Annotated in this window: 21 protein-coding genes and 1 pseudogene; 14 read left to right on the top strand and 8 right to left on the bottom strand. The window is 67.9% G+C overall.

The window, feature by feature from the left end; genetic code table 11:
- Positions 1 to 6: 6 nt before the first annotated feature.
- The 7 genes from TX79_RS14115 (at position 7) to TX79_RS14085 (ending at position 7,065) form a co-directional block, all read left to right on the top strand.
- Positions 7 to 966, top strand: coding sequence for a succinylglutamate desuccinylase/aspartoacylase family protein (locus tag TX79_RS14115; RefSeq protein WP_049928410.1), 960 nt, complete (start codon positions 7 to 9; stop codon positions 964 to 966).
- A 1-nt stretch (position 967) separates the two neighbouring features.
- Positions 968 to 2,107 (top strand): pyridoxal-phosphate dependent enzyme, encoded by a 1,140-nt coding sequence (locus TX79_RS14110; protein ID WP_049928073.1) that lies wholly within the window; start codon positions 968 to 970, stop codon positions 2,105 to 2,107.
- 77 nt (positions 2,108 to 2,184) lie between these two features.
- The gene (locus tag TX79_RS14105) at positions 2,185 to 2,718 is read left to right on the top strand and encodes an NUDIX domain-containing protein (protein ID WP_049928072.1); all 534 of its coding nucleotides are present in this window, start codon (positions 2,185 to 2,187) and stop codon (positions 2,716 to 2,718) included.
- A 171-nt stretch (positions 2,719 to 2,889) separates the two neighbouring features.
- On the top strand, positions 2,890 to 3,450 hold the full coding sequence (locus tag TX79_RS14100) for a TATA-box-binding protein (protein WP_006671604.1): 561 nt from the start codon (positions 2,890 to 2,892) through the stop codon (positions 3,448 to 3,450).
- A gap of 194 nt (positions 3,451 to 3,644) precedes the next feature.
- Entirely contained in the window at positions 3,645 to 5,498 is a 1,854-nt protein-coding gene (locus TX79_RS14095; RefSeq protein ID WP_049928071.1) for an SLC13 family permease, read from the top strand.
- Positions 5,499 to 5,627: 129 nt separating this feature from the next.
- Complete coding sequence (locus tag TX79_RS14090) at positions 5,628 to 6,626, top strand: potassium channel family protein (RefSeq protein ID WP_049928070.1); 999 nt, start codon at positions 5,628 to 5,630, stop codon at positions 6,624 to 6,626.
- Between the two features lie 46 nt (positions 6,627 to 6,672).
- Positions 6,673 to 7,065 (top strand): hypothetical protein, encoded by a 393-nt coding sequence (locus tag TX79_RS14085; RefSeq protein WP_049928069.1) that lies wholly within the window; start codon positions 6,673 to 6,675, stop codon positions 7,063 to 7,065.
- Positions 7,066 to 7,071: 6 nt separating this feature from the next.
- Here TX79_RS14085 and TX79_RS14080 read toward each other — a convergent pair whose 3' ends face one another.
- On the bottom strand, positions 7,072 to 7,896 hold the full coding sequence (locus tag TX79_RS14080) for an aminoglycoside N(3)-acetyltransferase (protein WP_049928068.1): 825 nt from the start codon (positions 7,894 to 7,896) through the stop codon (positions 7,072 to 7,074).
- A 126-nt stretch (positions 7,897 to 8,022) separates the two neighbouring features.
- Between TX79_RS14080 and TX79_RS14075 the strand changes: the two genes are divergently transcribed.
- Positions 8,023 to 10,206 carry a S9 family peptidase gene (locus tag TX79_RS14075; RefSeq protein WP_049928067.1) on the top strand — a complete coding sequence of 728 codons (2,184 nt, stop codon included), beginning with the start codon at positions 8,023 to 8,025 and terminating at the stop codon, positions 10,204 to 10,206.
- Positions 10,207 to 10,307: 101 nt separating this feature from the next.
- Complete coding sequence (locus tag TX79_RS14070; RefSeq protein ID WP_049928065.1) at positions 10,308 to 10,508, top strand: YgaP family membrane protein; 201 nt, start codon at positions 10,308 to 10,310, stop codon at positions 10,506 to 10,508.
- A gap of 59 nt (positions 10,509 to 10,567) precedes the next feature.
- On the opposite strand, the pseudogene TX79_RS14065 reads toward TX79_RS14070, so the two are convergent.
- Positions 10,568 to 10,869, bottom strand: a pseudogene (locus TX79_RS14065) (eCIS core domain-containing protein); the annotation flags it as partial.
- A 142-nt stretch (positions 10,870 to 11,011) separates the two neighbouring features.
- Here TX79_RS14065 and TX79_RS14060 point away from each other — a divergent pair.
- Positions 11,012 to 12,016 carry a hypothetical protein gene (locus tag TX79_RS14060; protein WP_154660526.1) on the top strand — a complete coding sequence of 335 codons (1,005 nt, stop codon included), beginning with the start codon at positions 11,012 to 11,014 and terminating at the stop codon, positions 12,014 to 12,016.
- An 85-nt stretch (positions 12,017 to 12,101) separates the two neighbouring features.
- Here the strand turns inward: TX79_RS14060 and TX79_RS14055 are convergent, their stop codons facing one another.
- Positions 12,102 to 12,425, bottom strand: a complete 324-nt coding sequence (locus TX79_RS14055) for a DUF5680 domain-containing protein (protein WP_268257992.1) — start codon at positions 12,423 to 12,425, stop codon at positions 12,102 to 12,104.
- A gap of 15 nt (positions 12,426 to 12,440) precedes the next feature.
- Complete coding sequence (gene upp / locus TX79_RS14050) at positions 12,441 to 13,118, bottom strand: uracil phosphoribosyltransferase (protein ID WP_049928061.1); 678 nt, start codon at positions 13,116 to 13,118, stop codon at positions 12,441 to 12,443.
- A gap of 229 nt (positions 13,119 to 13,347) precedes the next feature.
- On the opposite strand from upp, the gene TX79_RS19905 reads away from it, so the two are divergent.
- Positions 13,348 to 14,478 (top strand): hypothetical protein, encoded by a 1,131-nt coding sequence (locus TX79_RS19905; protein WP_230198580.1) that lies wholly within the window; start codon positions 13,348 to 13,350, stop codon positions 14,476 to 14,478.
- A 110-nt stretch (positions 14,479 to 14,588) separates the two neighbouring features.
- Positions 14,589 to 15,311 (top strand): DUF5828 family protein, encoded by a 723-nt coding sequence (locus TX79_RS14040; protein ID WP_049928060.1) that lies wholly within the window; start codon positions 14,589 to 14,591, stop codon positions 15,309 to 15,311.
- Here TX79_RS14040 and TX79_RS14035 read toward each other — a convergent pair whose 3' ends face one another.
- Genes TX79_RS14035 through TX79_RS14020 form a run of 4 tightly spaced genes read right to left on the bottom strand, consistent with a single transcriptional unit; the run spans position 15,312 to position 18,903 of the window.
- Positions 15,312 to 16,310, bottom strand: coding sequence for an amino acid ABC transporter permease (locus tag TX79_RS14035; RefSeq protein ID WP_049928059.1), 999 nt, complete (start codon positions 16,308 to 16,310; stop codon positions 15,312 to 15,314).
- A 42-nt stretch (positions 16,311 to 16,352) separates the two neighbouring features.
- Positions 16,353 to 17,138 (bottom strand): amino acid ABC transporter ATP-binding protein, encoded by a 786-nt coding sequence (locus TX79_RS14030; RefSeq protein ID WP_049928058.1) that lies wholly within the window; start codon positions 17,136 to 17,138, stop codon positions 16,353 to 16,355.
- Complete coding sequence (locus TX79_RS14025) at positions 17,135 to 18,004, bottom strand: amino acid ABC transporter permease (protein ID WP_154660525.1); 870 nt, start codon at positions 18,002 to 18,004, stop codon at positions 17,135 to 17,137. Before TX79_RS14025 ends, TX79_RS14030 begins: the two co-directional genes overlap by 4 nt.
- Positions 18,005 to 18,015: 11 nt before the next feature.
- A complete protein-coding gene (locus TX79_RS14020) occupies positions 18,016 to 18,903 on the bottom strand; it encodes a basic amino acid ABC transporter substrate-binding protein (protein ID WP_049928057.1) in 888 nt (295 codons plus the stop codon).
- Between the two features lie 151 nt (positions 18,904 to 19,054).
- On the opposite strand from TX79_RS14020, the gene TX79_RS14015 reads away from it, so the two are divergent.
- A complete protein-coding gene (locus TX79_RS14015; protein WP_049928056.1) occupies positions 19,055 to 20,245 on the top strand; it encodes an inorganic phosphate transporter in 1,191 nt (396 codons plus the stop codon).
- Between the two features lie 49 nt (positions 20,246 to 20,294).
- Positions 20,295 to 21,026, top strand: coding sequence for a hypothetical protein (locus tag TX79_RS14010; protein ID WP_049928055.1), 732 nt, complete (start codon positions 20,295 to 20,297; stop codon positions 21,024 to 21,026).
- Positions 21,027 to 21,035: the final 9 nt, after the last annotated feature.

Here is a 21,035-nt window from a genome sequence, read left to right as displayed (position 1 = left end):
ACGGACATGACGACGACGCTCGGAACGGCGAGCGCCGGACCCGGCGAGATCGATACGGGCCGGCTCGAGGTGGGCGAAACCCGGGACGGAAGCCCCTTCGGGCTACCTGTGGCCGTGGTCAACGGCGCGGAGTCCGGGAAGACGCTGTACGTGCAGGCGGCCAGCGACGGCGACGAGTTGAACGGGATCGGCGTCATCCAGCGCGTCGTTCCACAGCTCGATCCGTCTGAGCTCTCCGGGACGATCCTGCTGACCGGGATCGTCAACTACCACGGGTTCCAGGTGGCCCAGCACCGGAATCCGATCGACGACACGAAGATGAACCGGACCTACCCGGGTGACGAGAACGGCACCTCGAGCGAGCGCATCTCGGCGGCGACGTTCGAGGCGGCGACGCGGGCCGATCTCATTCTCGACCTCCATCAGGGCTCGACCAGCCGGATGATCGACGAAGTACGGGTCCGCTGTGGCCGCCGCCATCGCATGTACGAGGAGTGTCTCGAACTCGCGAAGGCCTTCGGCTGTGGCTACGTCCTCGACCAGAAGGGGCCGGACGGTCAACTCGCCCGGGTCGCCCCGGACGAGGGGATTCCGACCGTCGATCCCGAACTCGGCGGTGCCGTCGGCTGGGACGAACGGAGCATCGAGAAGGGCGTCCGGGGCGTGTTCAACGTGCTCCGGTACTACGACTTCCTCGAGGGCGAGCGAACGCCCGAGCGCCAGACCCGGGCCGGCGGCTTCGAACAGTACGGCTCGCCGGTCGGCGGTCTCGTCGACTTCCAGGCGGACCTCGGTGAAGAGGTCAGTCGCGGGCAGACGCTCTTCGAAGTGACCTCCCCGTTCGGCGAACCGAAGGCGACCGTCACTGCCGACAGCAGCGGTATTCTCTGGCGGACGCGGCGACTTCCGCAGGTCGCGACCGGCGAGTACGTCTGCTCGGTCGGTACCGACGTCGATACCTACTAACATGCCCGCTGATCTCTACTGCCCCGACTGCGAGCGGACCTACGATGCCGGCCCGGCGGAACCGTGGCGGTGTGCCTGTGGCCGCGCCCTCGAGTTCGCCGACCGCCCCTACCCCGAGGGCGAACCGTTGCCGCTCTCGCGGCTGGATACGAGCGACGGGCTCTGGACGTTCTTCGAGTTCCTGCCGATCGAACCCCACGTCACGTTCCACGAGGGCTTTACGCCGCTGGTCGACGCGCCGGCGTGGGACGCGGCGTTCAAACTCGAGTACGTCTTCCCGACGGGATCGTTCAAGGACCGCGGCGCGACGACGACGCTCTCGCGGGCGGTCGAACTCGGCGTCGAGAAGGTCGTCGAGGACTCCTCGGGCAACGCCGGCGCTGCCATCGCTACCTACGCAGCCCGTGCGGGGCTCGAGGCCGACGTCTACGTCCCCGCGGACGTCAAACAGTCGAAGCTGATGGCGATCCAGCGGGCGGGCGCGCGGCCGGTTCGAATCGAGGGCAGCCGTCAGGACGTGACCGACGCCTGTATCGGGACTGTCGAGGGCGAGACCGCCGACGGCGACGACGCGCCCTTCCAGACCGGCGAGGGCTGGTACGCCAGCCACGCCTGGAACCCGGCCTTCTACGCGGGGACGATGACCTTCGCGTTCGAGGTTGCGGCTCAGCGGGACTGGACCGTCCCCGACGCCGTCGTACTCCCGATCGGCCACGGAACGCTCTTTCTCGGCGCTTATCGGGGCTTTTCCCTGCTCGAGGAGGCCGGCATCGTCGACGACGTGCCCCGACTGCTCGGCGCGCAGGCCGCCGGCACCGCACCGATCGTCGAGTCGGTCGGCGGCGACCCTCTCGGCGGGGCCGACGAGTCGACCGACGTCGCCGACGGCATCGAGATCGCAGCACCCGCCCGCGAGGACGAGCTTTACGAGGCGATCGAGGCGACCGACGGCGACGCCATCGCCCTCGGCGGCGACCCGATCGAGGCCACGCTGGATCGGCTCCACCGCAGCGGCTTCTACGTCGAACCGACGAGCGCGGTCGCGCCCGCGGCGCTCGAGCAGTACCGCGAACAAGGCACGCTCTCCGCGAGCGACGACGTCGTCGTCCCGCTGACCGGCAGCGGGCTGAAGACGCTCTGATCGGGTTGGTCCCGATGCGCTCGACGAGCTACCGCTACGACAATCCGTATGGCCCTCGAGGTCGGAGTCGCCCGTAGATGGTGAGCCGACCGGCGGAGTTCTGTCCGTACTGTGGCACGGCACTCGAGTCGATCACGCTCGAGGGGCGTGAACGAACGCGGTGTCCGACCTGTGAGGAGGTCGTCTGGCACAATCCGGTCCCGTGTGCCGGGGTCGCGGTCGTCGACGCGGGCGACGATCCGGCCGTCCTCTGCGTCGAACGCGGGCTACCCCCGGGCGTCGGCGAGTGGACGATTCCCGGCGGCCACGTCGAAGCCGGCGAAGAGCCCGCGGTCGCCGCGGCGCGCGAACTCGAGGAGGAGACCGGCGTCGCGGTCGATCCCGGCGTGCTCTCGATCGTCGACGCCACGACGCTCCCGCCGCGGGACGGCAAACACGTGCTGTCGATTCTCTACGCGGTCGACCGCGACGAGACCGACGGCGAGCCACGAGCAGGCAGCGACGCGCAGGCAGCCCGGTTCTGGACGCCGTCCGCGTTCGACGCCACGGACGAGACGTTTCGCCCGGTTCACGAGGAGCGGTTCCGGACCGTGGTCGACCGGTTCCGCTGACTCCCTCATCCGACGGCGGGCGTCCGTTCTTCGACGCCCGCCTTCGGTCCGACACGCTCTGACTGTCCCGAGAACGGAACCGTTCAGGCGTCGTGTCCGTCAGATAAAGCGGACATCTCGGGTGGCGGTACCAACCTTTATAAACCTTAAATACGTCTTTTTAAGCGGCTTATGACGGATCCGAAGGACACCATCAACATCGAAAACGTGGTGGCGTCGACCGGTATCGGACAGGAACTCGACCTCCAGAGCGTCGCGATGGACCTCGAGGGGGCCGACTACGACCCCGAACAGTTCCCCGGTCTCGTCTACCGCACCCAGAATCCCAAGTCCGCGGCGTTGATCTTCCGCTCGGGGAAGATCGTCTGCACCGGGGCCAAGAGCACCGACGACGTCCACGAGAGCCTGCGCATCGTCTTCGACAAACTGCGCGAGCTCCAGATCCAGGTCAACGAGGACCCCGAGATCGTCGTCCAGAACATCGTCACCTCGGCCGACCTCGGTCGCAACCTCAACCTGAACGCGATCGCGATCGGGCTGGGCCTCGAGAACATCGAGTACGAGCCCGAACAGTTCCCCGGCCTCGTCTACCGCCTCGACGAACCCGAGGTCGTCGCCCTGCTGTTCGGCTCCGGGAAGCTGGTCATCACGGGCGGCAAGAAGCCCGAAGACGCCGAACACGCCGTCGACAAGATCGTCTCTCGCCTCGAGGATCTGGGGCTGCTCGAGTAACGCGCTCTCTCCGTCCCCGCTCGCGACGCCGGAGACGACGCCGCGTCCGAACCGACCGTCGGATCGACGACGGGACCCCGGTTCCGACGCCCGCCGGACGCCGCGGGCGTCGATCGGGCACTGACGATCATCGCCTTCTGACAGTCTCTCTCCCGTAGAGTACGCTTACCCGGCTCCCCGGTGGCTAGCCGGACATGGCGGCCGTGGCGGCGACGCAGGACGTCGCGACCCAACCGACGCTCACGACCGACGCCCTCGTCGTCCTCGGCGTCGTCGTGCTCGCGCTGGCCCTGTTCGTCACCGAGCGATTGCCCATCGACGTCACCGCGATCCTGCTTATCGTCGTGCTCGTCGTCCTCGAGCCCTGGACCGGGATCGACCCCGCGACGGGCATCTCGGGGTTCGCGAACGAGGCGACGATCACCGTACTCGCCATGTTGATCCTCAGCGGCGGCATCAGCCGCACGGGGATCGTCCAGGAACTCGGACGGCGAATCGCCGACTTCGCGGGGACGAGCGTCCGGAAGCAGTTGTTCGCGACCGTCGCGGCGACGAGTCCCGTCTCCGGCTTCCTCAACAACACGCCCGTCGTCGCGTTGCTGGTGCCGGTCGTCACCGACGTCGCCAATCGCGGCAACACCTCGCCCTCGAAGCTGTTGATCCCGCTGTCGTACGCCTCGCAGGTCGGGGGGATGCTCACCCTCATCGGCACGTCGACGAACCTCCTCGCGAGCGACGTCAGCGCCAGGCTGGGCGCGCGCTACCCCGAACTCGGTCCCTTCTCGATGTTCGAGTTCACGAAACTCGGCGTCGTCGTGGTCGTCGTCGGGGGGCTCTACCTCGTGTTCGTCAGCCACTACCTGCTACCCGAGCGAGTCCCGCCGCGGGCCGACTACCTCGAGGAGTACGACGTCGAGGAGTACGTCGCGGACGTCTCGGTGGTTCCCGGCTCGCCGTTCGCCGGCGGCACCGTCGGCGAGGCGACCGACTCCCTCGGCGCGGCGGTCGACGTGGTGCAGATCGTCCGCGACGGTGCCCGGTCGATCGCCCCGCGGCGGGAGACGTCGCTCTCGGAGGGGGACGTCCTCGTCGTCCGGACGGATCGCGAGGCGCTCCACACGCTCGAGGACGCTCCCGGCGTCGAACTCGTCGGCCGATCCGAGACGGCTGCCCACCGCGCCGCGGAGGCGGAGTCGGGCGTCGTCACGGAACTGGTCGTCTCGCTGGACTCGCAACTGGTCGGCACCCGACTCGACCTCGAGGGGTTCCGCGAGGAGTTCGGCGCGGCCGTCCTCGGACTCCGCCAACGGGGTGCAACCGTCGGCGACCGGATCGTCGGGCGGCGGCTGGACGTCGGCGACACCCTCCTGGTGCAGGCCCCGCCGGACACCCTCGAGCGCCTCTCCCGGGGTGACGACGTGATCGTCGCTCGAGAGCGGCCGCGCCGTGAGTATCGCACGGAGAAAGCGCCGATCGCCGTCGCGATCATGATCGGCGTCGTCGCCGTCGCCACCCTCGAACTCTATCCCATCCTCGTCTCCGCGCTGGCCGGCGTCGTCGCGATGGTCGTCACCGGCGTCCTCCGCCCGAACGAACTGTACGACGCCGTCGAGTGGGACGTCATCTTCCTGCTGGCCGGGGTGATCCCGCTCGGGATCGCACTCGAGGGGTCGGGTGCGGCGGCCTACCTCGCCTCGCTGGTCGTCTCGACCGGGGGCGTGTTGCCGACCATCGTCGTTCTGTGGCTGTTCTACATCGTCACCGGGCTGATCACCGAGGTGATCAGCAACAACGCCAGCGTCGTCCTGCTCGTCCCCGTCGCCGCGGCCGCGGCGGCAGGGATCGGCGCGAACCCCTATCCGTTCGTCCTCGCGGTGACCTTCGCCGCGAGTACGGCCTTCCTCGGTCCGATCGGCTACCAGACGAACCTCTTCGTCTACGGTCCCGGCGGCTACCGGTTCGCCGACTACTTCCGCGTCGGCGCGCCCCTGCAGTTGCTCCTGTCAGTCGTCACGGTCCTCGGCATCGCGTATTTCTGGGGCGTTTGACTCCCTGCGTACCCTGACGACTCGACCCCGCTTTCAGTCTGTTTCCCTCCGGGACTGTCACCGTCGGCGAGGCGTCGACCGATTCGCCGGCCGGTCGTTGACGGGGCTGGGCGGTGAAGCCGCCGGGACATGCAACCGCTCCTTTTCGCGGCCGGTCTGGTCCTCCTGCTGGCCGTGACCCTGGACATCCTCTGGACGACGCTGTGGGTCGACGGCGGCTCCGGGCCGCTCTCGAGTCGGCTGACGACGGGGCTGTGGCGCGGGCTGCGGCGAACGACCGGGAATCGGTCCCGGGCGTTGAGCCTGGCGGGACCGCTGATCCTCGCGGCGACGCTGGCGCTGTGGATCGGCCTGCTCTGGCTGGGCTGGACGCTGCTGTTCGCCAGCGACACGTGGGCGCTCGTCAGCACCCACACGGGCACGCCCGCCGACTGGCCCGGTCGGTTCTACTACGTCGCGTATACGATGTTCACGAACGGCAACGGCGACTACACGCCGACCAGCGACGGCTGGGAGATCGCGAGTTCGTTCACGACCGCGACGGGGATGGCCTTCGTCACCCTCGCGGTGTCGTACGTGCTGGCGGTGCTGGGCGCGGTGTCGGAGAAGCGGTCGTTCGCCAGCGACGTCACCGGCCTCGGCGAGCGCCCCGAGGCGTTCGTTCGCGCGTCGTGGACCGACGACGAGTTCCGCGGCGTCGAACTCCCGCTGCACTCGATCGCCGACGACCTCTCCCTGCTGGCCGACCAGCACAAGTCCTACCCCATCCTCCACTACTACCACAGCGAGACGAGCGACCGCGCCTCCGCCGTGGCCGTACCGATCCTCGACGACGCGCTGACGCTGTATCGCCACGGCGTCGACGAGTCGGTCGAACCGAACCCGACGCTGGTCGAGGACGCCCGCTCGAGCGTCGACAGCTACCTCCAGACGCTCGACACCGCGTTCATCGAACCGGCCGACGAGACCCCGCCCCCGCCGGACTTAGAGCGCCTGCGCGAGGAGGGCATCCCGACCGTGGACGAGACGGAGTTCGACGATTCGCTGTCGGAGCTGGCCGATCGCCGGCGACAACTCCGGGGCATCGCCGAGGCGGACGCCTGGGAGTGGCCGCCGGTCGAAGGATAATCTATTCAACACTGCGGTGAGTTTATCGGGAAAGCGGACGTAATATATGGAACGACGACTGCTCCTCGGGTCGGCCGCGCTCGTCCCTTCGCTCGCGTGCTGTTCGGCGCTGTCAAACGAGTCCCCGATGCTCGACCTCGCGGTGTACAATCAGACCGACGAGCCGTACACGATCGCACTGTGGCTCTTTCGGGCCAACGCGGAAGCGACCCGAAGCGAGGCGCGAGTGTTCTCCAGCGAACTCGACGTGGATCCGGACGGGGAACTCGAGCGGGACGCGATCGCCGAGTCCCGACCGTACGTTCTCAGGTACAGGCTGTACGAGGACAACTCGACGCTGACCGATCAGGATCACGTCCACTACTACCCGGACGACGCCGAGGACGACGGCTGGATCTCCTTCGATATTCGGCCGCCGGGCGTCCTCGTCCGCCGATAGGGGCCGTCATACGCCCTCGTCCCGATTGGCCTCGAGCCACTCCACGGCGAAGTCCACGAGGGGGCGCTGCGGGATGCGTTTCGCGTCGGCGACGCCGACGGTTCCCGCTTCGAATCGATCGGGGTGGTCGCGTTCGAACGCGTCGCCACAGGCCTGGAAGTCCTCGTCGGTGAACGCGACGTCCTCCCACTCGAGCCACTCGCGCTCGCCGTCGACGAGGGCCGCGCCGGCCTGGGTCTCGGTTCCGATCTCGAGGTCGGCGCGGTACTCCGCGAGGTGTAACGAGGTGTTCGTCGCGTGGGTGGTTCCGAGGAAGAGGACGTCGCCCGCGAGGTCGTAGACGCGGGCCAGCGGGGACCCCTCCCCCAGGGAGTGTTCGAGCGAGTGGTCGGTGGTGACGAACGCGGCGTCGGCACCCCACGCGGCGAACGAGTGCTGGGGGTGATCGCTCCGCCGAACGCCGGGAGAGGATCGGAAACACTCGGCGATGGCACCCATCCCCTGGGTCGGCGTCACGTCGGGCCGGTAGGCCGGCATCTGCTCGCGGATGGTGTCGTACCAGGACTCGGGGACCGGCGGATTCCCCATGTCCGCGGGGTCCATGTTCCCGGGCGAGTGGGTCGGCATCACGATCGTTCCGTCCGCCGTCACGACGCGCTGGAGGGCGTCGACGACCGCCGGCGCGCCGCCACAGACCCAGCCCAGCGACGAGAGCGAGCCGTGAACGAGCACCGTGTCGCCGGCCTCGAGGCCGAGGTCCCGGAGGTCGCTCGCGATCGACTCCACCGTGATCGGTTCGGGGGACCGTTCTTCGGGCAACGTCTCGCTCATGGGTCGACCTCTCGCGGCACCCACGAGTGCTTTGTCATTGTCACGTACGTTGCGTGCGAAAGTCGCCGAGGGAGGGGAGGTTCGCCGAAGTGAACTTTCTTCACGTCGTCGCTGCTTCGGGAACGTATGAACGAGATCCAGGCTGCGGATTATCACGACCTCGTCCACGCCGAGGAACCCCGGCTGTCGCCGGACGGCGAGCGCGTCGCGTTCGTCCGGCGCGAACCGGACGACGACGAGTCCTACGCCGCGACGGTTCACGTCGTCCCCGTCGGGGGCGGCGAGGCCAGGCAGTTCACGGCCGAAGACGGCGTCGACGGCCAGCCCCGGTGGCACCCCGACGGCCAGTACCTCGCGTTCACCAGCACGCGCGGCGAGGGCGACCGCCAGCAACTGTGGCTCCTCCCCACCGACGGCGGCGAGGCTCGTCGCGTCACCCAAATCGTCGGCGGCGTTCAGAGCCTCGAGTGGAGCCCCGACGGCTCGCGGCTGCTGTTCTCCCAGCGGGCCAGCGCCGACGACCGCGAGGCCGGCCGCGACTACCTCGTCGATCCGGAGTACGAACCCGACCAGCCCGATCCGCGGGTCGTCGACCGCACCATCTACCGGGCCGCGACGGAGTACTTCGACGGCCGCCGGAGCCACGTCTACGTCCTCGACGTCGCGGCGGCGCTCGAGGACGGACCCGGGGGTCCGGACCCGGAAGCCGACGACGAGGACGCCGACCTCGACCGCGACGCCCACCCGCTCACCCGGCTGACCGACGGCGACGCCGACTACGTGTCGCCGACGTGGGGCGACGACGGAACGGTCTACTACGCGACCAAGGTCGGCGAGGACCCCGACGACTCGCTGCGCTACGAGATCCTGGCCCACGACCTCGCGTCCGAGACGGTCGAGACGGTGACCGAGACGGTCGGCTGGCTCGGTCCCGACTCGCTGGCCGGCACGACCGACGGCCGGATCGCCTACCCCTTCACGCCCGAGGAGCAGGCCTCGCTGCGCCAGACCGACCTCGAGGTGTACGACCGCGAGCGCGACGAGACGGTGACGCCGACTGCCCCCCTCGATCGGACGGTCGGACCGCGGTCGCAGTACGAGTGGGACCCCGCGGAAGAACAACTGTACTTCACGACGCCCGACGAGGGATCGCGCGTCTGCTGGGCGGTGCCGGGCGACGCGAGCGAGGACCCGCGGCGGATCTACGGCGACGGCGTCACCGTCGAGGCGTTCTCGGTCGGTGCGGACGCGGTCGCGTACGTCCAGAGCGAGTGGGACCACCCCGGGGACGTCTTCCTGACGACCCGCGAGGGGAACGAACTCCACCGGCTGACCCGCGTCAACGACGACTCCCTCGCCGAGTGGGCGGTTCGCCAGCCCGAGGAGGTGTGGTTCGAACTCGAGGACGCGGCGGACGACGGCGAGGAGCCGACCGAGATCCAGGGCTGGCTCCTCACGCCGCCATCGTACGACGCCGACGCCGCTGGTTCGGAGTCGTACCCGCTCGTCGTCGAGATCCACGGCGGCCCCCACTCGATGTGGACCACGGCGGGGACGATGTGGCACGAGTTCCAGACGCTGGCGGCCCGCGGCTACGTCGTCTTCTGGTGTAACCCCCGCGGCTCGACGGGCTACGGCGAGGACCACGCCATGGCCATCGAACGCGACTGGGGCGAGGTCACCCTCACCGACGTGCTCGCGGGCGTCGAGACGGTCTGTGAGCGCGAGTACGTCGACGACGAGGAGGTGTTCGTCACCGGCGGCAGTTTCGGCGGCTTCATGACCGCCTGGGCGGTCGGCAACAGCGACCGCTTCACGGCGGCCGTCTCCCAGCGGGGCGTCTACGACCTCACCGGCTTCTACGGCTCGACGGACGCGTTTCAGCTCCTCGAGGGCGACTTCGACACGACGCCCTGGGAGGAACCCGAATTCCTCTGGGAACGATCGCCCGTCGCCCACGTCCCCGACGTCGACACGCCGACGCTCGTGCTCCACTCCGATCGGGACTTCCGGACGCCCGCCAACACGGCCGAGCTGTTCTACCTCGGCCTGAAGAAACACGGCGTCGAGACGCGGATGGTCAGGTACCCCAGGGAGGGTCACGAACTCTCCCGGTCGGGCGAACCCGCCCACGTCGTCGACCGCCTCGAGCGGATCGCCCGCTGGTTCGACGGCTACTCCGAGCACCACGACGCCGCCCCTGCGCTCGAGCGCGAGCGCGGTGCCGGTCTCTCGAGCCATCCGTACGGATCGGACGAGGGAGTGGCCGGAAGCGAGACACCCGACGCGGACGACTCGACGGGAACGTAGTGGGGCAGTCGGTTGCGGCGTCGGGAGGCCTGGCGAAGCGACGTCCGGACCGGTTCCAGTGCAGGGGGCACCACTACGTAGCCGGCGGTCGACGATCGCGTATGGACAAGAACGTCGGCGGGTTCGACCGCACCCTGCGCATGCTGGTGGGCGCGACACTGCTACTGTTCGGCTATCGAAACCGCGACCGAACGATCGGAACGCTCGCATTCGTCGCCGGCAGCGACGTCTTCGCGACCGCGGTGATCCAGTGGTGTCCGATGAACGCGCTGTTCGGCATCGACACCTGCGGCGGCAGGTAATCGGATCGTTCGCTTCTCACCGATACCGCCCGACTCTCGCCAACACCGGCCTCGATCCGACTCGTACGATCGAACTCGCCGGTGTCGAAGACGATGTCGTGTTGCCGCAGGTGAACGACTTCGCGTCGATCGCATCAGCGGCCTCGGCGGCTTTCGCCCCCGTGTGAATCCGGACGTTCGAGAAATCGGCGTCCATCCGCTCCTCGAGCGCCCGTTGGACGGACATGTCGAGCGGCATCCCGCCGCTGCCGATCACGTCCAACAGCTGCTCGGGAACCTCATCTCGAACGGTGTCGGTCCCCTCGAGACTGCGGACCCGGCTTTCGAGGACGGCGACACCGACCCTTCTGGCCAGCCCCAGGGACTGACGGAGGGTACTGAACAGCGTCGCAGTCGCAGGCATCGCTCGAGCCGCCGACTTCCGTCGGAGTCTCCGTCGGAACGATCCAGCGGCTACCCGTCCTTCCAGTGACGGGGAATGTCAAACCAAAATCAATTAGACGATGGGGAGATTCCCCGCTCCTGTGTACGGTGATGCTGTCCTCGACCTCGGACTGTTGGCCCTTCTCGCCGCTATCCTGTATTTCGGCCATACGAAGACGCACCTCGGACCGCATCTGGAGAGCGTCAACCGGTTCCTCGGGGTGCAGTACCCGTACGGAGTTGCCGGAATAGCCGTCGTGGTCGTCGCCCTGTGGGTGGTTGGCTCGTCGTACGCACCGGACTCACGACATCTCGTGGTGGGTACGATCAGTCTCGCCGCAATCGGTGCGGGAGGCGTCGGTATTGCGGTCGGGCTGTCGAACCGGGACCGATGGACGATGATCGACGACGGCGAGGGCGTCGGCTCGAGGAGTACGACGGACGACGGAATCGTGGTTTCCGGGACAGTTACGGTCGCCGATGGAACGGTCGAAGCACCGCTGTCCGGACACGAAGCGGTGTGCTACGTGGCCGAGGTTTCCGAGAAGAGCGGACTGAAGCGCCGGTGGCTATTCCGTGATCGATGGGTGGAGCGACGTCGGTTCTACGTCTCCGGGCCCACCGGTGAGGTGTTGGTGAATCCGGAGGGCGCGTGGGTACTGTTGGAGCGGCGGACGACCGGCGACGTGACGGGGTCGGAGTCGCACCACTCTTTCAGGTTCAAGAACGTCGAAACGTTCTCGCGGGGTGACGACATCGACCAGCGATTAGCTGACGAGTTGGACGAACGACCCACCGTTACGGATCCGAAGAACGGAACGATCGGCGAGACCACCGTCGTCCGCGAGGCGACACTCAAACCCGGGGACGAAGTGACGGTGGTCGGCCACGCCTCGGGGACGGCAGGGCCTGAAGGCTACCTGGAGACTGAAATCGGCGACGGCGGAGACAGGTGCTTCGTAGTAGCCGAACCGCTAGATGAGGCGACGGAGACGTTGCGGTTCCGCGGCCGAACACTGTTGATCGGCGGTGGCGCGGCCGTCGTCGCCGGCGTTGCGTTCTCCTTCCTTCCGGGGTTGCTGTGAAGGCAGAGGGATCGACTACAGCGGCGCGGGAGGAAAACGGCGCGTACGTCCGCCGGGCAAAACGTCGGTGTCCCGGGCCGGGGGGTCACTCGAGGCGGCCGCCGACGAACTCACCCCGATAGACCGTCTCGTCGCCGTCCGTGATCCGTTCCTCGCCGGAGAACCGATCGAGCGTCCCGTCGATCGAACTCAGGTACGCACGGTCGCCGCGTTCGAACCGCGTCGGCCCACGATACGGTCGCTCGGCCGTGGCTCGCTCGAGGGCCGCCCGGAGGAACGCGTAGGTCTCCGCCCGGTCGGCCGCCGGCGTCGTCGGGTCGCCGTAGTAGGTCATCGCCCACACCGGTTCGCCGGATCGGAAGACGACTTCGCGACCGGCGAACGCGGCGAGGTCGTCGGACTTCTCTATGCGCGTGCGGTCGATTCAGGTCGTTCGGAAGGCCCGGTCGCCGGCGTCACCGAGGCCGGGCACGATGAAGCCGTCGTCGTCCAGGTGGTCGTCGATCGAGACCGTCAGCAGGTCGGCCTCGGGGAACTGCTCGCCGACGCGCAACAGCCCCTCGGGCGCGGAGACCGCCGAGAGGACGATCAGGTTCTCCGGGGTCGGCGAGTTCTCGGTGACGTGCTCGAGGACGGTACACATCGTCGAGCCGGTCGCGAGCATCGGATCGGCGATGATCACCGTGTCCTCCTCGGTGATCTCGGGGAGTTTCACGTAGTCGACGGAGATGGGGAACGAGCCGTCCTCGTCCCGGCCCGCCTCCTCGTCTCGACTCGCACTGATGACGCCCTGGCGGGCGCGGGGGAACGCCTTCAGCAGCCCCTCGACGAACGGCGTCGCCGCCCGCAGAACGTTGATGATGACGACGTCGTCGAGCCCGCGGACGCGCTCGCCCATCGTCCCCTCGAGGGGCGTCTCGATCTCGACGTACTCCGTTTCCATGCGGCCGTCGATGATCTCGTAGCCACAGATGCGGCCGAGTTTGACCAGCCCCTTGCGGAAGCTGACCTGTTCGGTTTCGACGTCACGGATCCGCGAGAGCGTGTCCTTGGCCAGTGCGTGGGTGATGAGATAGGCGTTGTCCCGGTCTTCGATCGGCATACCGGCAGTGTGCTCGCCGGATAGTTCATGGTATCGGTCTGCCGTCGGAACCCCGCGGGAGCGTCTCTCGCACGGCTCAAGCCACCATTACTCGTTCGTACGATGCCAGCACGACGCAGGCTCCCTGTACCGCGACGATTCGATCCCGCACAAGCCGGCGTTGAGCGTGGAAACGTCCGAAACGGTGGAGCCGATTTACTCGCGCGATCGGGCTACTGGGCGGTGTCCCATGACGAACGACCAGCACCGCGGGCAGCACTCGAGCGAGCGGGGAACCGGCGCTAACCGACCGAACCAGCCGACGGAACCGAACCGACCGACGGGCGAGATGGATCCTCGAGGCCGACAGCGCGAGTCGGGGGCGCGACAGGGATCGGGGAGTGAGACGACGTCCCAGGGCTCCGGCCGCCGGCAGGCCGAGATGGCGATGCAGTCGCAGAGCCAGCAGTCCGGGATGGGACGGCCCGAGCAGGGGTCGGCGATGGGCTCACAGCCCATGCACGAATCCCAGTCCATGCGATCCGGAACGGGATCCCGGGGCCAGCAGCAGTACGGAACGTCCCCATCCGGTCAGGGTACCCAGTCCAGCCGGGGGATGCAGTCGTCCCAGTCCAGCCAGGGGATGCAGACACCGCAGTCCGGTCAAGGGATGCAATCGCCACAGTCCGGCCAGGGAATGCAGTCGATCCAATCCAGTCAGGGAATGCAGCCGTCACAGTACGGCCAGGAAATGCAAGCGCAGACCCACCAGTCCGGGATGCCGTCGCAGGGCCAGCAGCCCATGGGGGGGCAGTCGGCAGGCATGGGCATGCAAACCTTCGAGGACCACATGACCGACGAACTGTGGATCGCGCTCGAGGACTTCAGCGAACTCTCCCACGTCGCGGCCTGGTGTGCGACGGAGTGTGCGACGGGTGCGCCCGAACTCGGGATCTGCGCCCGGATCTGCCAGGACGTCGCCGAAATCGCCGCGCTCAACGAGATGCTGATCGCCCGCGACTCGATGTTCGGTCCCGAGGTGGCGGATACGTTCGTCCGGATCGCCAACGAGGCGCTCCCGGAACTCCGGCGGTTCGAGGGTCGACACGGCCACATCACGGAGACGATCGCGACGATCGAGCGCACGATGAACGCCTGCGAGACGCTGCTCGAGCAGGTCGGCGGCTCCGCGATGGGGACGAGTGGACAGGGACAGATGCAGTCACGGGGCCGGATGGGGTCCCAGGGCGGCCAGCAGGAGATGAGGATGCAGGGTCAGTCGGGCGGCCGGGGCATGCAGGGAATGCCCGAACAGGGCCAGTACGGCCAGGGAATGAGCGGCCAGCCGACCGGCGGCTACGGCGGTATGTCCGGGCGCTGAACGGACCAGTCCCGGGACCGGGCCGACTCGCGACCCCGTTCGAGTCGTGGCCGGTTTCGCGCCGGCAACGAAGTTTATACCGCTCCGACGCTTAGGACCGCGCCAGCCGAATGGAAGAGAGCATCTCGGGATTCAAAGTTCGCGGCGACTGGGGCGACGTCGTCGAACACGGCGAACGCATCACGCGCGCGCTGCGTGACGCCGGCGTCCACGACCCCGACCAGGCCTACGGGGCCCGCTTCGCCCGCGCGTTCGAGGAGTGGGAGGAGTGGCGACCCAAGGCCCACGAGACCCTCGAGTCGGACGTCAGCGAGAAGACCGCCGATCAGGCGAGCGTCCAGGAGGGCAAGGGCGAACAGGCCGGCAAGGGACCCGACGAGGACATCAAGACCGCCGGCGAGAAACTCTCGGAGTCCTACGAGCAACTCGAGGAGGACGACGCCGAGGCCGCGATGGACAACTGGAAGGAGTCGATCGACTACGTCGCGCGGGCGGCCGACTCCGCCGGACGCAAGGCGCTGCGACGGGTCGAGGACACCGTCTACCAGAACGTGATGACCCAGCTCGCGCCCTACTACTTCGACAACGAACTGGTCAGTGCGAACATCCAGCAGTCGACCCGCGGCGTGGAGGACGGCGAGCAGTTCGTCTTCGAGGTCAACGTCAACGACGACGTGCTGAAAGACGACGTCTCGGAGCTGCTCGCCGAGTACGAGGACGAGGTCGACCGCTGGCACGTCGACGTCGAGAAGGACACCGACGCGGCGGAAGCCATCGAGGGTGCCGAACCGCCGCCGGAACCCGACGAGAATTCGAAGTCGACGACGAACTGATTACTCCGTCGTCCCCTGCTGTCGTCCGCTCGCACCGCCGATTCCGGGGACGGCGACCCGCCGTTCGACCCGGTCCATCAGGTTCGTCGCCGAGAGCACGATCCCGAGGTACACCAGCGCGAGCAGCGTGAAGATCGGCGTGTATTCGAACGTCGACGAGGCGATCCGGTCGGCGCGGTAGTAGAGTTCGGGCACCGTGATGAAGCCCGCCAGCGAGGAGTATTTGATCAGGTAGACGAGTTCGTTCGTCCACGCCGGAATCGCGTACCGCAGCGTCTGCGGGAGCACGACGTGGCGGATCCCCTCGAGTTTCGAGAGGCCGATCGCGCGGGCGGCCGTCAGTTGCCCCTCGTCGACGCTCTCCAAAGCGCCGCGGATGTACTCGGCCTGGTAGGCCGAGCCGTTGATCGTGAAGCCGACGATGGCGATCCAGAAGGCGTAGTCGGGGACGAACCCCTGCCCGACGATCCCCACGTCGTTCAGGGGTACCGCCAGATACGGCGTGTAGTAGAGGACGAACAGCTGGGCGAGCAGCGGCGTCCCGCGGATCAGTTCCGTGTAGACGAGCGAGAGCCAGCGGAACGGCCCGCCGTAGACGCGAAGCACCGCCAACGGGACGGCGATGACGAAGCCGAGGACGATGCTCACGCTCGTCAGGACGACCGTGTACCACGCGCCGGTCGCCAGCGCGGGGCCGATCTCGATCGCGAGGGCGATCCCGTCGACGAGCGAGGCGAGCCAGTCGACCGGCAGTCTGACGGGTCCGAAGGCGAGGACCGATCCCTCGAGCGTCTCGGCGAGGTTCTCGAACGGGGCCGGCGAGAGGAAGCTCTCGCCCGCACCGGGGCCGACGCCCGTGCGGGCGAGCACGTAGTCGTAACCCCAGCGACCGGCCAGCCACGCCCAGAAGAGCGCGAGCGCCCCGAACAGCAGTCGCCGCTCGAGGTCGGCGTTCGCGCCCCGCAGTCGGTCGAGGCCGAGGCCCTTCGAGACGCTCATCGGTCGAGGGCCACCTCCGTCTCGACCGTCGAGAGGCGGGCGTCAGTCATGGCGGATGCTCTCGAAGAACTGTTTCGTCCGTTCGTGCGTCGGGTCGTCGAACATCCGGTCCGGCGGCCCGCGCTCGACGATCTCGCCGTCCTCGAGGAACGAGATCCGTGAGGCGGCACCGCGGGCAAAGCGCATCTCGTGGGTGACGACGACCATCGTCATCCCCTCCTCGACGAGTTCGCGCATCACCGCGAGCACCTCGTTGCTGAGTTCGGGGTCGAGCGCGCTCGTCGGTTCGTCGAACAACATCACTTCGGGATCCATCGCGAGCGCGCGGGCGATGCCGACGCGCTGTTTCTGTCCCCCCGAGAGCTGGGCCGGGTAGGAGTCGGCTTGGTCCGCCAGGCCCACCCGCGCGAGTTCGGCGTCGGCGCGTTCACGCGCCTCGGCCTCGCTCATCCCGCGGACCTGCTTCAGCCCGAGCGTCACGTTCTCCCGGGCGGTGAGGTGAGCGAAGAGGTTGATGTCCTGGAACACCATCCCGATCTGCTGGCGGATCTCGTTCGGGTCGGTGTCGCCGGTCACCTCGAGGTCGCCCAGGAAGATACGGCCGCTGTCGACCTCCGTCAGGCGGTTGAGACACCGCAGCAGCGTCGACTTCCCGCTCCCGCTGGGTCCGACGAGCACCTCGACGTCGCCGCGATCGATCTCGAGGGAGACGCCCTCGAGGACCCGTTCGTCGCCGTAGGACTTGACGACGTGTTCGATCCGCAACAGCGGCTCGGTTCGATGCTCCGTCTCGGGGTCTGCTGGCGTCGTCGGTTCGGTGTCGGTCACGATGTCTCACCCGGAATCGCGAAGGTGTTGCTCAGGTAGTCGAGCAGTCGGTTCGTACCGAACGTCAGCACGAAGTAGATCAGACTCATGAAGAGAATTACCTCCAGTACGGCGGTCGTCTCGTTGATGAACAGGTCCCGGCTGCGTTTGAGCAGTTCCGCGAGACCGATCGCGAACGCGATCGACGTGTCCTTGAGAACGATGGTGAACTCGTTCTGGAAGCCGGGGACGCTCCGGCGCAGCGCCTGCGGGACGATCACGTGCCGGATCGCCTGGAGTCGGCTCATTCCGATCGAGCGCGCAGCTTCCATCTGACCCTCGTCGATACTCTGGAGCGCACCGCGGAAGATCTGGGACTGGTAGGCGGCGCTTCGCAGGCCGAGCGCGAGCGTCGCCGCGACGAAGGGTTCGGGCACGTTCGTCGGAACGGTAAACGGCGTCGGCCCGAGGACGGTGTCGATCCAGGTGAGCGTCCAGCCGACCGCCCCGAGGAGGGGTTCGATCGGCAGGACGTAGAACATGTAGATCATGATGACGATGATCGGCGTCCCCCGCAGCAAGACGCCGGTCTTCCTGACGAACGCACGCGAGTACCCCGAGCCGTAGACCTCGATCGCCCCCGCCGGGAAGCCCGCGAGGAAGCCCAGGAAGATGCTCGTGAACGTCAGCGCGACCGTAATCGCCGCGCCCCACAGCAGGTAGTCGGCGTTGCGGACGACGAACCCCCAGTCCTCGCCGAGTACATCCGCGACCGCTTCCTCGATCGGTCCGGCCTCGAGCACCGCGGCTACGGGCGAGAGCAGCGACGGATCGATCGCGGCCGCCGGCAGGGCGGCGACGGACGGTACGACGAACTCACCTACCATGCCCGGTCAGGTTACTCGTCGAACCACTCCTGGGTGATCTCCTGGTACTGGTTGGACTCCTGGACGGCCTCGATGCCCTCGCTGAGCGCCTGCTGGAGGTCGTCGTCGTCCTGGCGAACGCCGAAACCGTACTCCTCGTCTCGTTCGAAGGTAAACGCGATTTCGACGTCGCGGTCGGCCGCGAACGACTGGGCGACCGGTTCGTCGATGATGATCGCGTCGAGCGTCCCCCGCTCGAGTTCCTGGACTGCGAGGACGTAGTTACCGTAGGAGTCGTAGTCGCTCTCGTCGATCAGCCCCTCGGCGATCAGGTCCTCCTCGACGATGCCCTCGCCGGTCGTTCCCGACTGGGCACCCACGTTGAGCCCCTCGAGGTCCTCGAGTTCCGCCGGCTGCACGTCGCCGCCGGTCTGGACGAGCACCGACTGGTCGGCGCTGTAGTAGGGGTCGGTGAACGCGATCGTCTCCTGACGGTCCTCGGTGATGGTCATCGCCGCGGCGATGACGTCGATGTTGCCGTCCTCGAGCGACGGGATCAGGCCGTCGAACTCGATCTCCTGCCAGCCGGTGAGTTCGTACTCGGTTTCCTCGACCACCGCCTCGAGCAGGTCGATGTCGAACCCGACGAGTTCGCCGTCCTCGACCATTTCGAACGGCTCGAACCCGGGGGCCGTCCCGGCGACGATCTCCATGTCGGAACCGCCGTCGCCGTTGCCCTCGTCTTCGGCGTCGCCGTTACCCTCACCGTTGCCGTCGTCGCCGTTGCCGTCGTCGCCGTTACCCTCACCGTTCCCGTTGGCGTCCTCGAGACAGCCGGCGAGGCCGGCCGTGGCGACGCCTACGCTCCCGGCGAGCTGTAGGTACGCTCTTCTGTCGAACTGTTTACGCTGATCTCCCATTGTTTACCTGATACTGTCCTGGAACCGGCTTATATGTTAAGATCGAACCCGACATTCCGGTTAGATAACCAATAGTTCAACCGGATCGCGTCGTCGGCGACGAGCACAGGTCGGCACACACTTGTAGGGGCCGCTGGTAAGGCCGGGATAGATGGTCGATATCGCGACGCTCGCGACGTTTCTTGTCGCCGCGGTCGCCAGCTTCTTCATGGCCTGGTCGATCGGCGCGGGCTCGAGCGGGTCGACCCCGTTCGCCCCGGCGGTCGGTGCGAACGCGATCTCGGTGATGCGGGCCGGCTTCTTCGTCGGCATTCTGGGATTCGCCGGCGCGGTGTTGCAGGGTGCGAACGTCTCGGAGACGATGGGCGGGGACCTGATCGGCGGCGTCGTGCTGTCGCCGGCGGCGGCGACGCTCGCGCTCGTCATCGCGGCCACGCTGGTCGCGACCGGCGTCTTCGCCGGCTATCCGATCGCCACGGCGTTTACCTCGACCGGGGCCGTCATCGGCGTCGGCCTGGCGATGGGCGGCGATCCGGCGTGGGCGACCTACGGCGAGATCGCGACCATGTGGATACTGACGCCGTTCGTCGGGAGCTTCTTCGGTTACGTGATCGCCCGTTCCCTGCGCGAGGAGCCGGTGCCGGAGCGATACGTGTTGATCGGTCTCGCCGGCGTCGTCGGCCTCCTCGTCGCGAACATCGAGTTCGCCGTCCTCGGACCGCCCGACGGCGGAGCCTCGATCGCACAGTCGGTCGGCGGGATGGTGCCGGCGTCCCGATCGGTCGGCGTCGCCGTCGGAACGCTGGGGATGATCCTGCTCTGGGTGGTGCCGACCGCGATGGGCGTTCGGAACGATCCCGCCAGGGCCCAACGCCGGTTCTTGCTCGTTATGGGCGGCCTCGTCGCCTTCTCGGCTGGCGGGAGCCAGGTTGGTCTCGCCATCGGCCCGTTGCTGCCGCTGTCCGGCGACCTCGGCCTGCCGCTTTTGGCGTTGCTGGTCGGCGGCGGCGTCGGACTCCTCATCGGCTCCTGGACCGGTGCGCCGCGGATGATCAAGGCGATCTCGCAGGACTACTCCTCGCTGGGTCCCCGGCGGTCGATCGCCGCGCTCATCCCTTCCTTCGCGATCGCACAGGCGGCCGTCCTCTTCGGTATCCCCGTCTCGTTCAACGAGATCGTCGTCAGTTCGATCATCGGGAGCGGCTACGCGGCCTCCGGCGCTGGCGGCGGCGTCAGCGCCCGGAAGATGGGCTATACGGTGCTCGCGTGGGTCCTCTCGCTCGCCGGATCGTTGTTCGTGGCCTTCACCGGTTACACGGCCTTCGAGTTCCTGTTCCTGTAGCCGCGAGCGACATCGAACGGCCTTTACCCGATCGGTCGCGAGTTCGACCATGGACGAGGACGCGCCCGTCGATCCCGACGATCCCGAGACGATCCAGTGGCACCGCGACGCGACGACGTCGCGGAGCGTCCGTCTTCTGTGGTCGTTCGGCGTCGGGACGTTCTTCGCGATGATCGCCATCGTGGTCGCCTGGCGGCTGTACGAACTCGCCCTGCAGGGCGGCTTCGAACCGGTCGTCGTCGCCACCGTGGCCGCGATCGCCGTCACGATCCTCTCCCTCGCCGTCGATCCGCGCGCCGAACGCCGACTCCAGTCGCTCGCGACGCGACTCTCGCTGTCCGCCCCCTCCGAACGGGGCCTCGAGCGCGCGATCGACGCCGCGGTCGCGACGCTCGCGATGGGGGTCGTCATCGGCGGGCTGATGGGACTGGGACGGCTCGCGCTCGAGGTCGAGCCCCTCTCGCGGATCGGTCCGGGGCCGTTCACCGGCCTGGCCGCCCTCCTGTTGCCGGTCGCGCTCGTCGCGTTCGTGCTCTCGTCGTTCCTCCGCTCGAGCGGCGTCCTCGACCGTGACGAGGGTGTCCTCTATCTCAGAGATCCCGACCACGCGATCGACCTCGACGTGATCGTCGACGTCTCGATCCGCGAGCTGGGCGACGCCGCCGTCGTCACACTCACGTACGCCCAGCCGGACGGCCAGTACGTCCCCGGGCCGCGACGGATCGTCGTGCCGCCCGCGGTCGCCGACGAACTCGCGCAGACCGTCCGCGGCACCGTCTGAAACGGCTCG

Origin of the sequence: Halopiger goleimassiliensis (assembly GCF_000455345.1) — an archaeon.
In the GTDB taxonomy this organism is placed as follows: Archaea; Halobacteriota; Halobacteria; order Halobacteriales; family Natrialbaceae; genus Halopiger_A; species Halopiger_A goleimassiliensis.
This window is presented reverse-complemented; position numbering and strand designations above follow the sequence as displayed.

Coding starts and splice junctions, on each gene's coding strand:
- TX79_RS14075 (WP_049928067.1), top strand. CDS start 8,023: ATGAACGAGATCCAGGCTGCGGATTATCACGACCTCGTCCACGCCGAG.
- TX79_RS14020 (WP_049928057.1), bottom strand. CDS start 18,903: ATGGGAGATCAGCGTAAACAGTTCGACAGAAGAGCGTACCTACAGCTC.
- TX79_RS14025 (WP_154660525.1), bottom strand. CDS start 18,004: ATGGTAGGTGAGTTCGTCGTACCGTCCGTCGCCGCCCTGCCGGCGGCC.
- TX79_RS14015 (WP_049928056.1), top strand. CDS start 19,055: ATGGTCGATATCGCGACGCTCGCGACGTTTCTTGTCGCCGCGGTCGCC.
- TX79_RS14010 (WP_049928055.1), top strand. CDS start 20,295: ATGGACGAGGACGCGCCCGTCGATCCCGACGATCCCGAGACGATCCAG.
- upp (WP_049928061.1), bottom strand. CDS start 13,118: ATGCCGATCGAAGACCGGGACAACGCCTATCTCATCACCCACGCACTG.
- TX79_RS14085 (WP_049928069.1), top strand. CDS start 6,673: ATGGAACGACGACTGCTCCTCGGGTCGGCCGCGCTCGTCCCTTCGCTC.
- TX79_RS14060 (WP_154660526.1), top strand. CDS start 11,012: ATGGGGAGATTCCCCGCTCCTGTGTACGGTGATGCTGTCCTCGACCTC.
- TX79_RS19905 (WP_230198580.1), top strand. CDS start 13,348: ATGACGAACGACCAGCACCGCGGGCAGCACTCGAGCGAGCGGGGAACC.
- TX79_RS14110 (WP_049928073.1), top strand. CDS start 968: ATGCCCGCTGATCTCTACTGCCCCGACTGCGAGCGGACCTACGATGCC.
- TX79_RS14105 (WP_049928072.1), top strand. CDS start 2,185: ATGGTGAGCCGACCGGCGGAGTTCTGTCCGTACTGTGGCACGGCACTC.
- TX79_RS14040 (WP_049928060.1), top strand. CDS start 14,589: ATGGAAGAGAGCATCTCGGGATTCAAAGTTCGCGGCGACTGGGGCGAC.
- TX79_RS14100 (WP_006671604.1), top strand. CDS start 2,890: ATGACGGATCCGAAGGACACCATCAACATCGAAAACGTGGTGGCGTCG.
- TX79_RS14080 (WP_049928068.1), bottom strand. CDS start 7,896: ATGAGCGAGACGTTGCCCGAAGAACGGTCCCCCGAACCGATCACGGTG.
- TX79_RS14090 (WP_049928070.1), top strand. CDS start 5,628: ATGCAACCGCTCCTTTTCGCGGCCGGTCTGGTCCTCCTGCTGGCCGTG.
- TX79_RS14095 (WP_049928071.1), top strand. CDS start 3,645: ATGGCGGCCGTGGCGGCGACGCAGGACGTCGCGACCCAACCGACGCTC.
- TX79_RS14035 (WP_049928059.1), bottom strand. CDS start 16,310: ATGAGCGTCTCGAAGGGCCTCGGCCTCGACCGACTGCGGGGCGCGAAC.
- TX79_RS14115 (WP_049928410.1), top strand. CDS start 7: ATGACGACGACGCTCGGAACGGCGAGCGCCGGACCCGGCGAGATCGAT.
- TX79_RS14070 (WP_049928065.1), top strand. CDS start 10,308: ATGGACAAGAACGTCGGCGGGTTCGACCGCACCCTGCGCATGCTGGTG.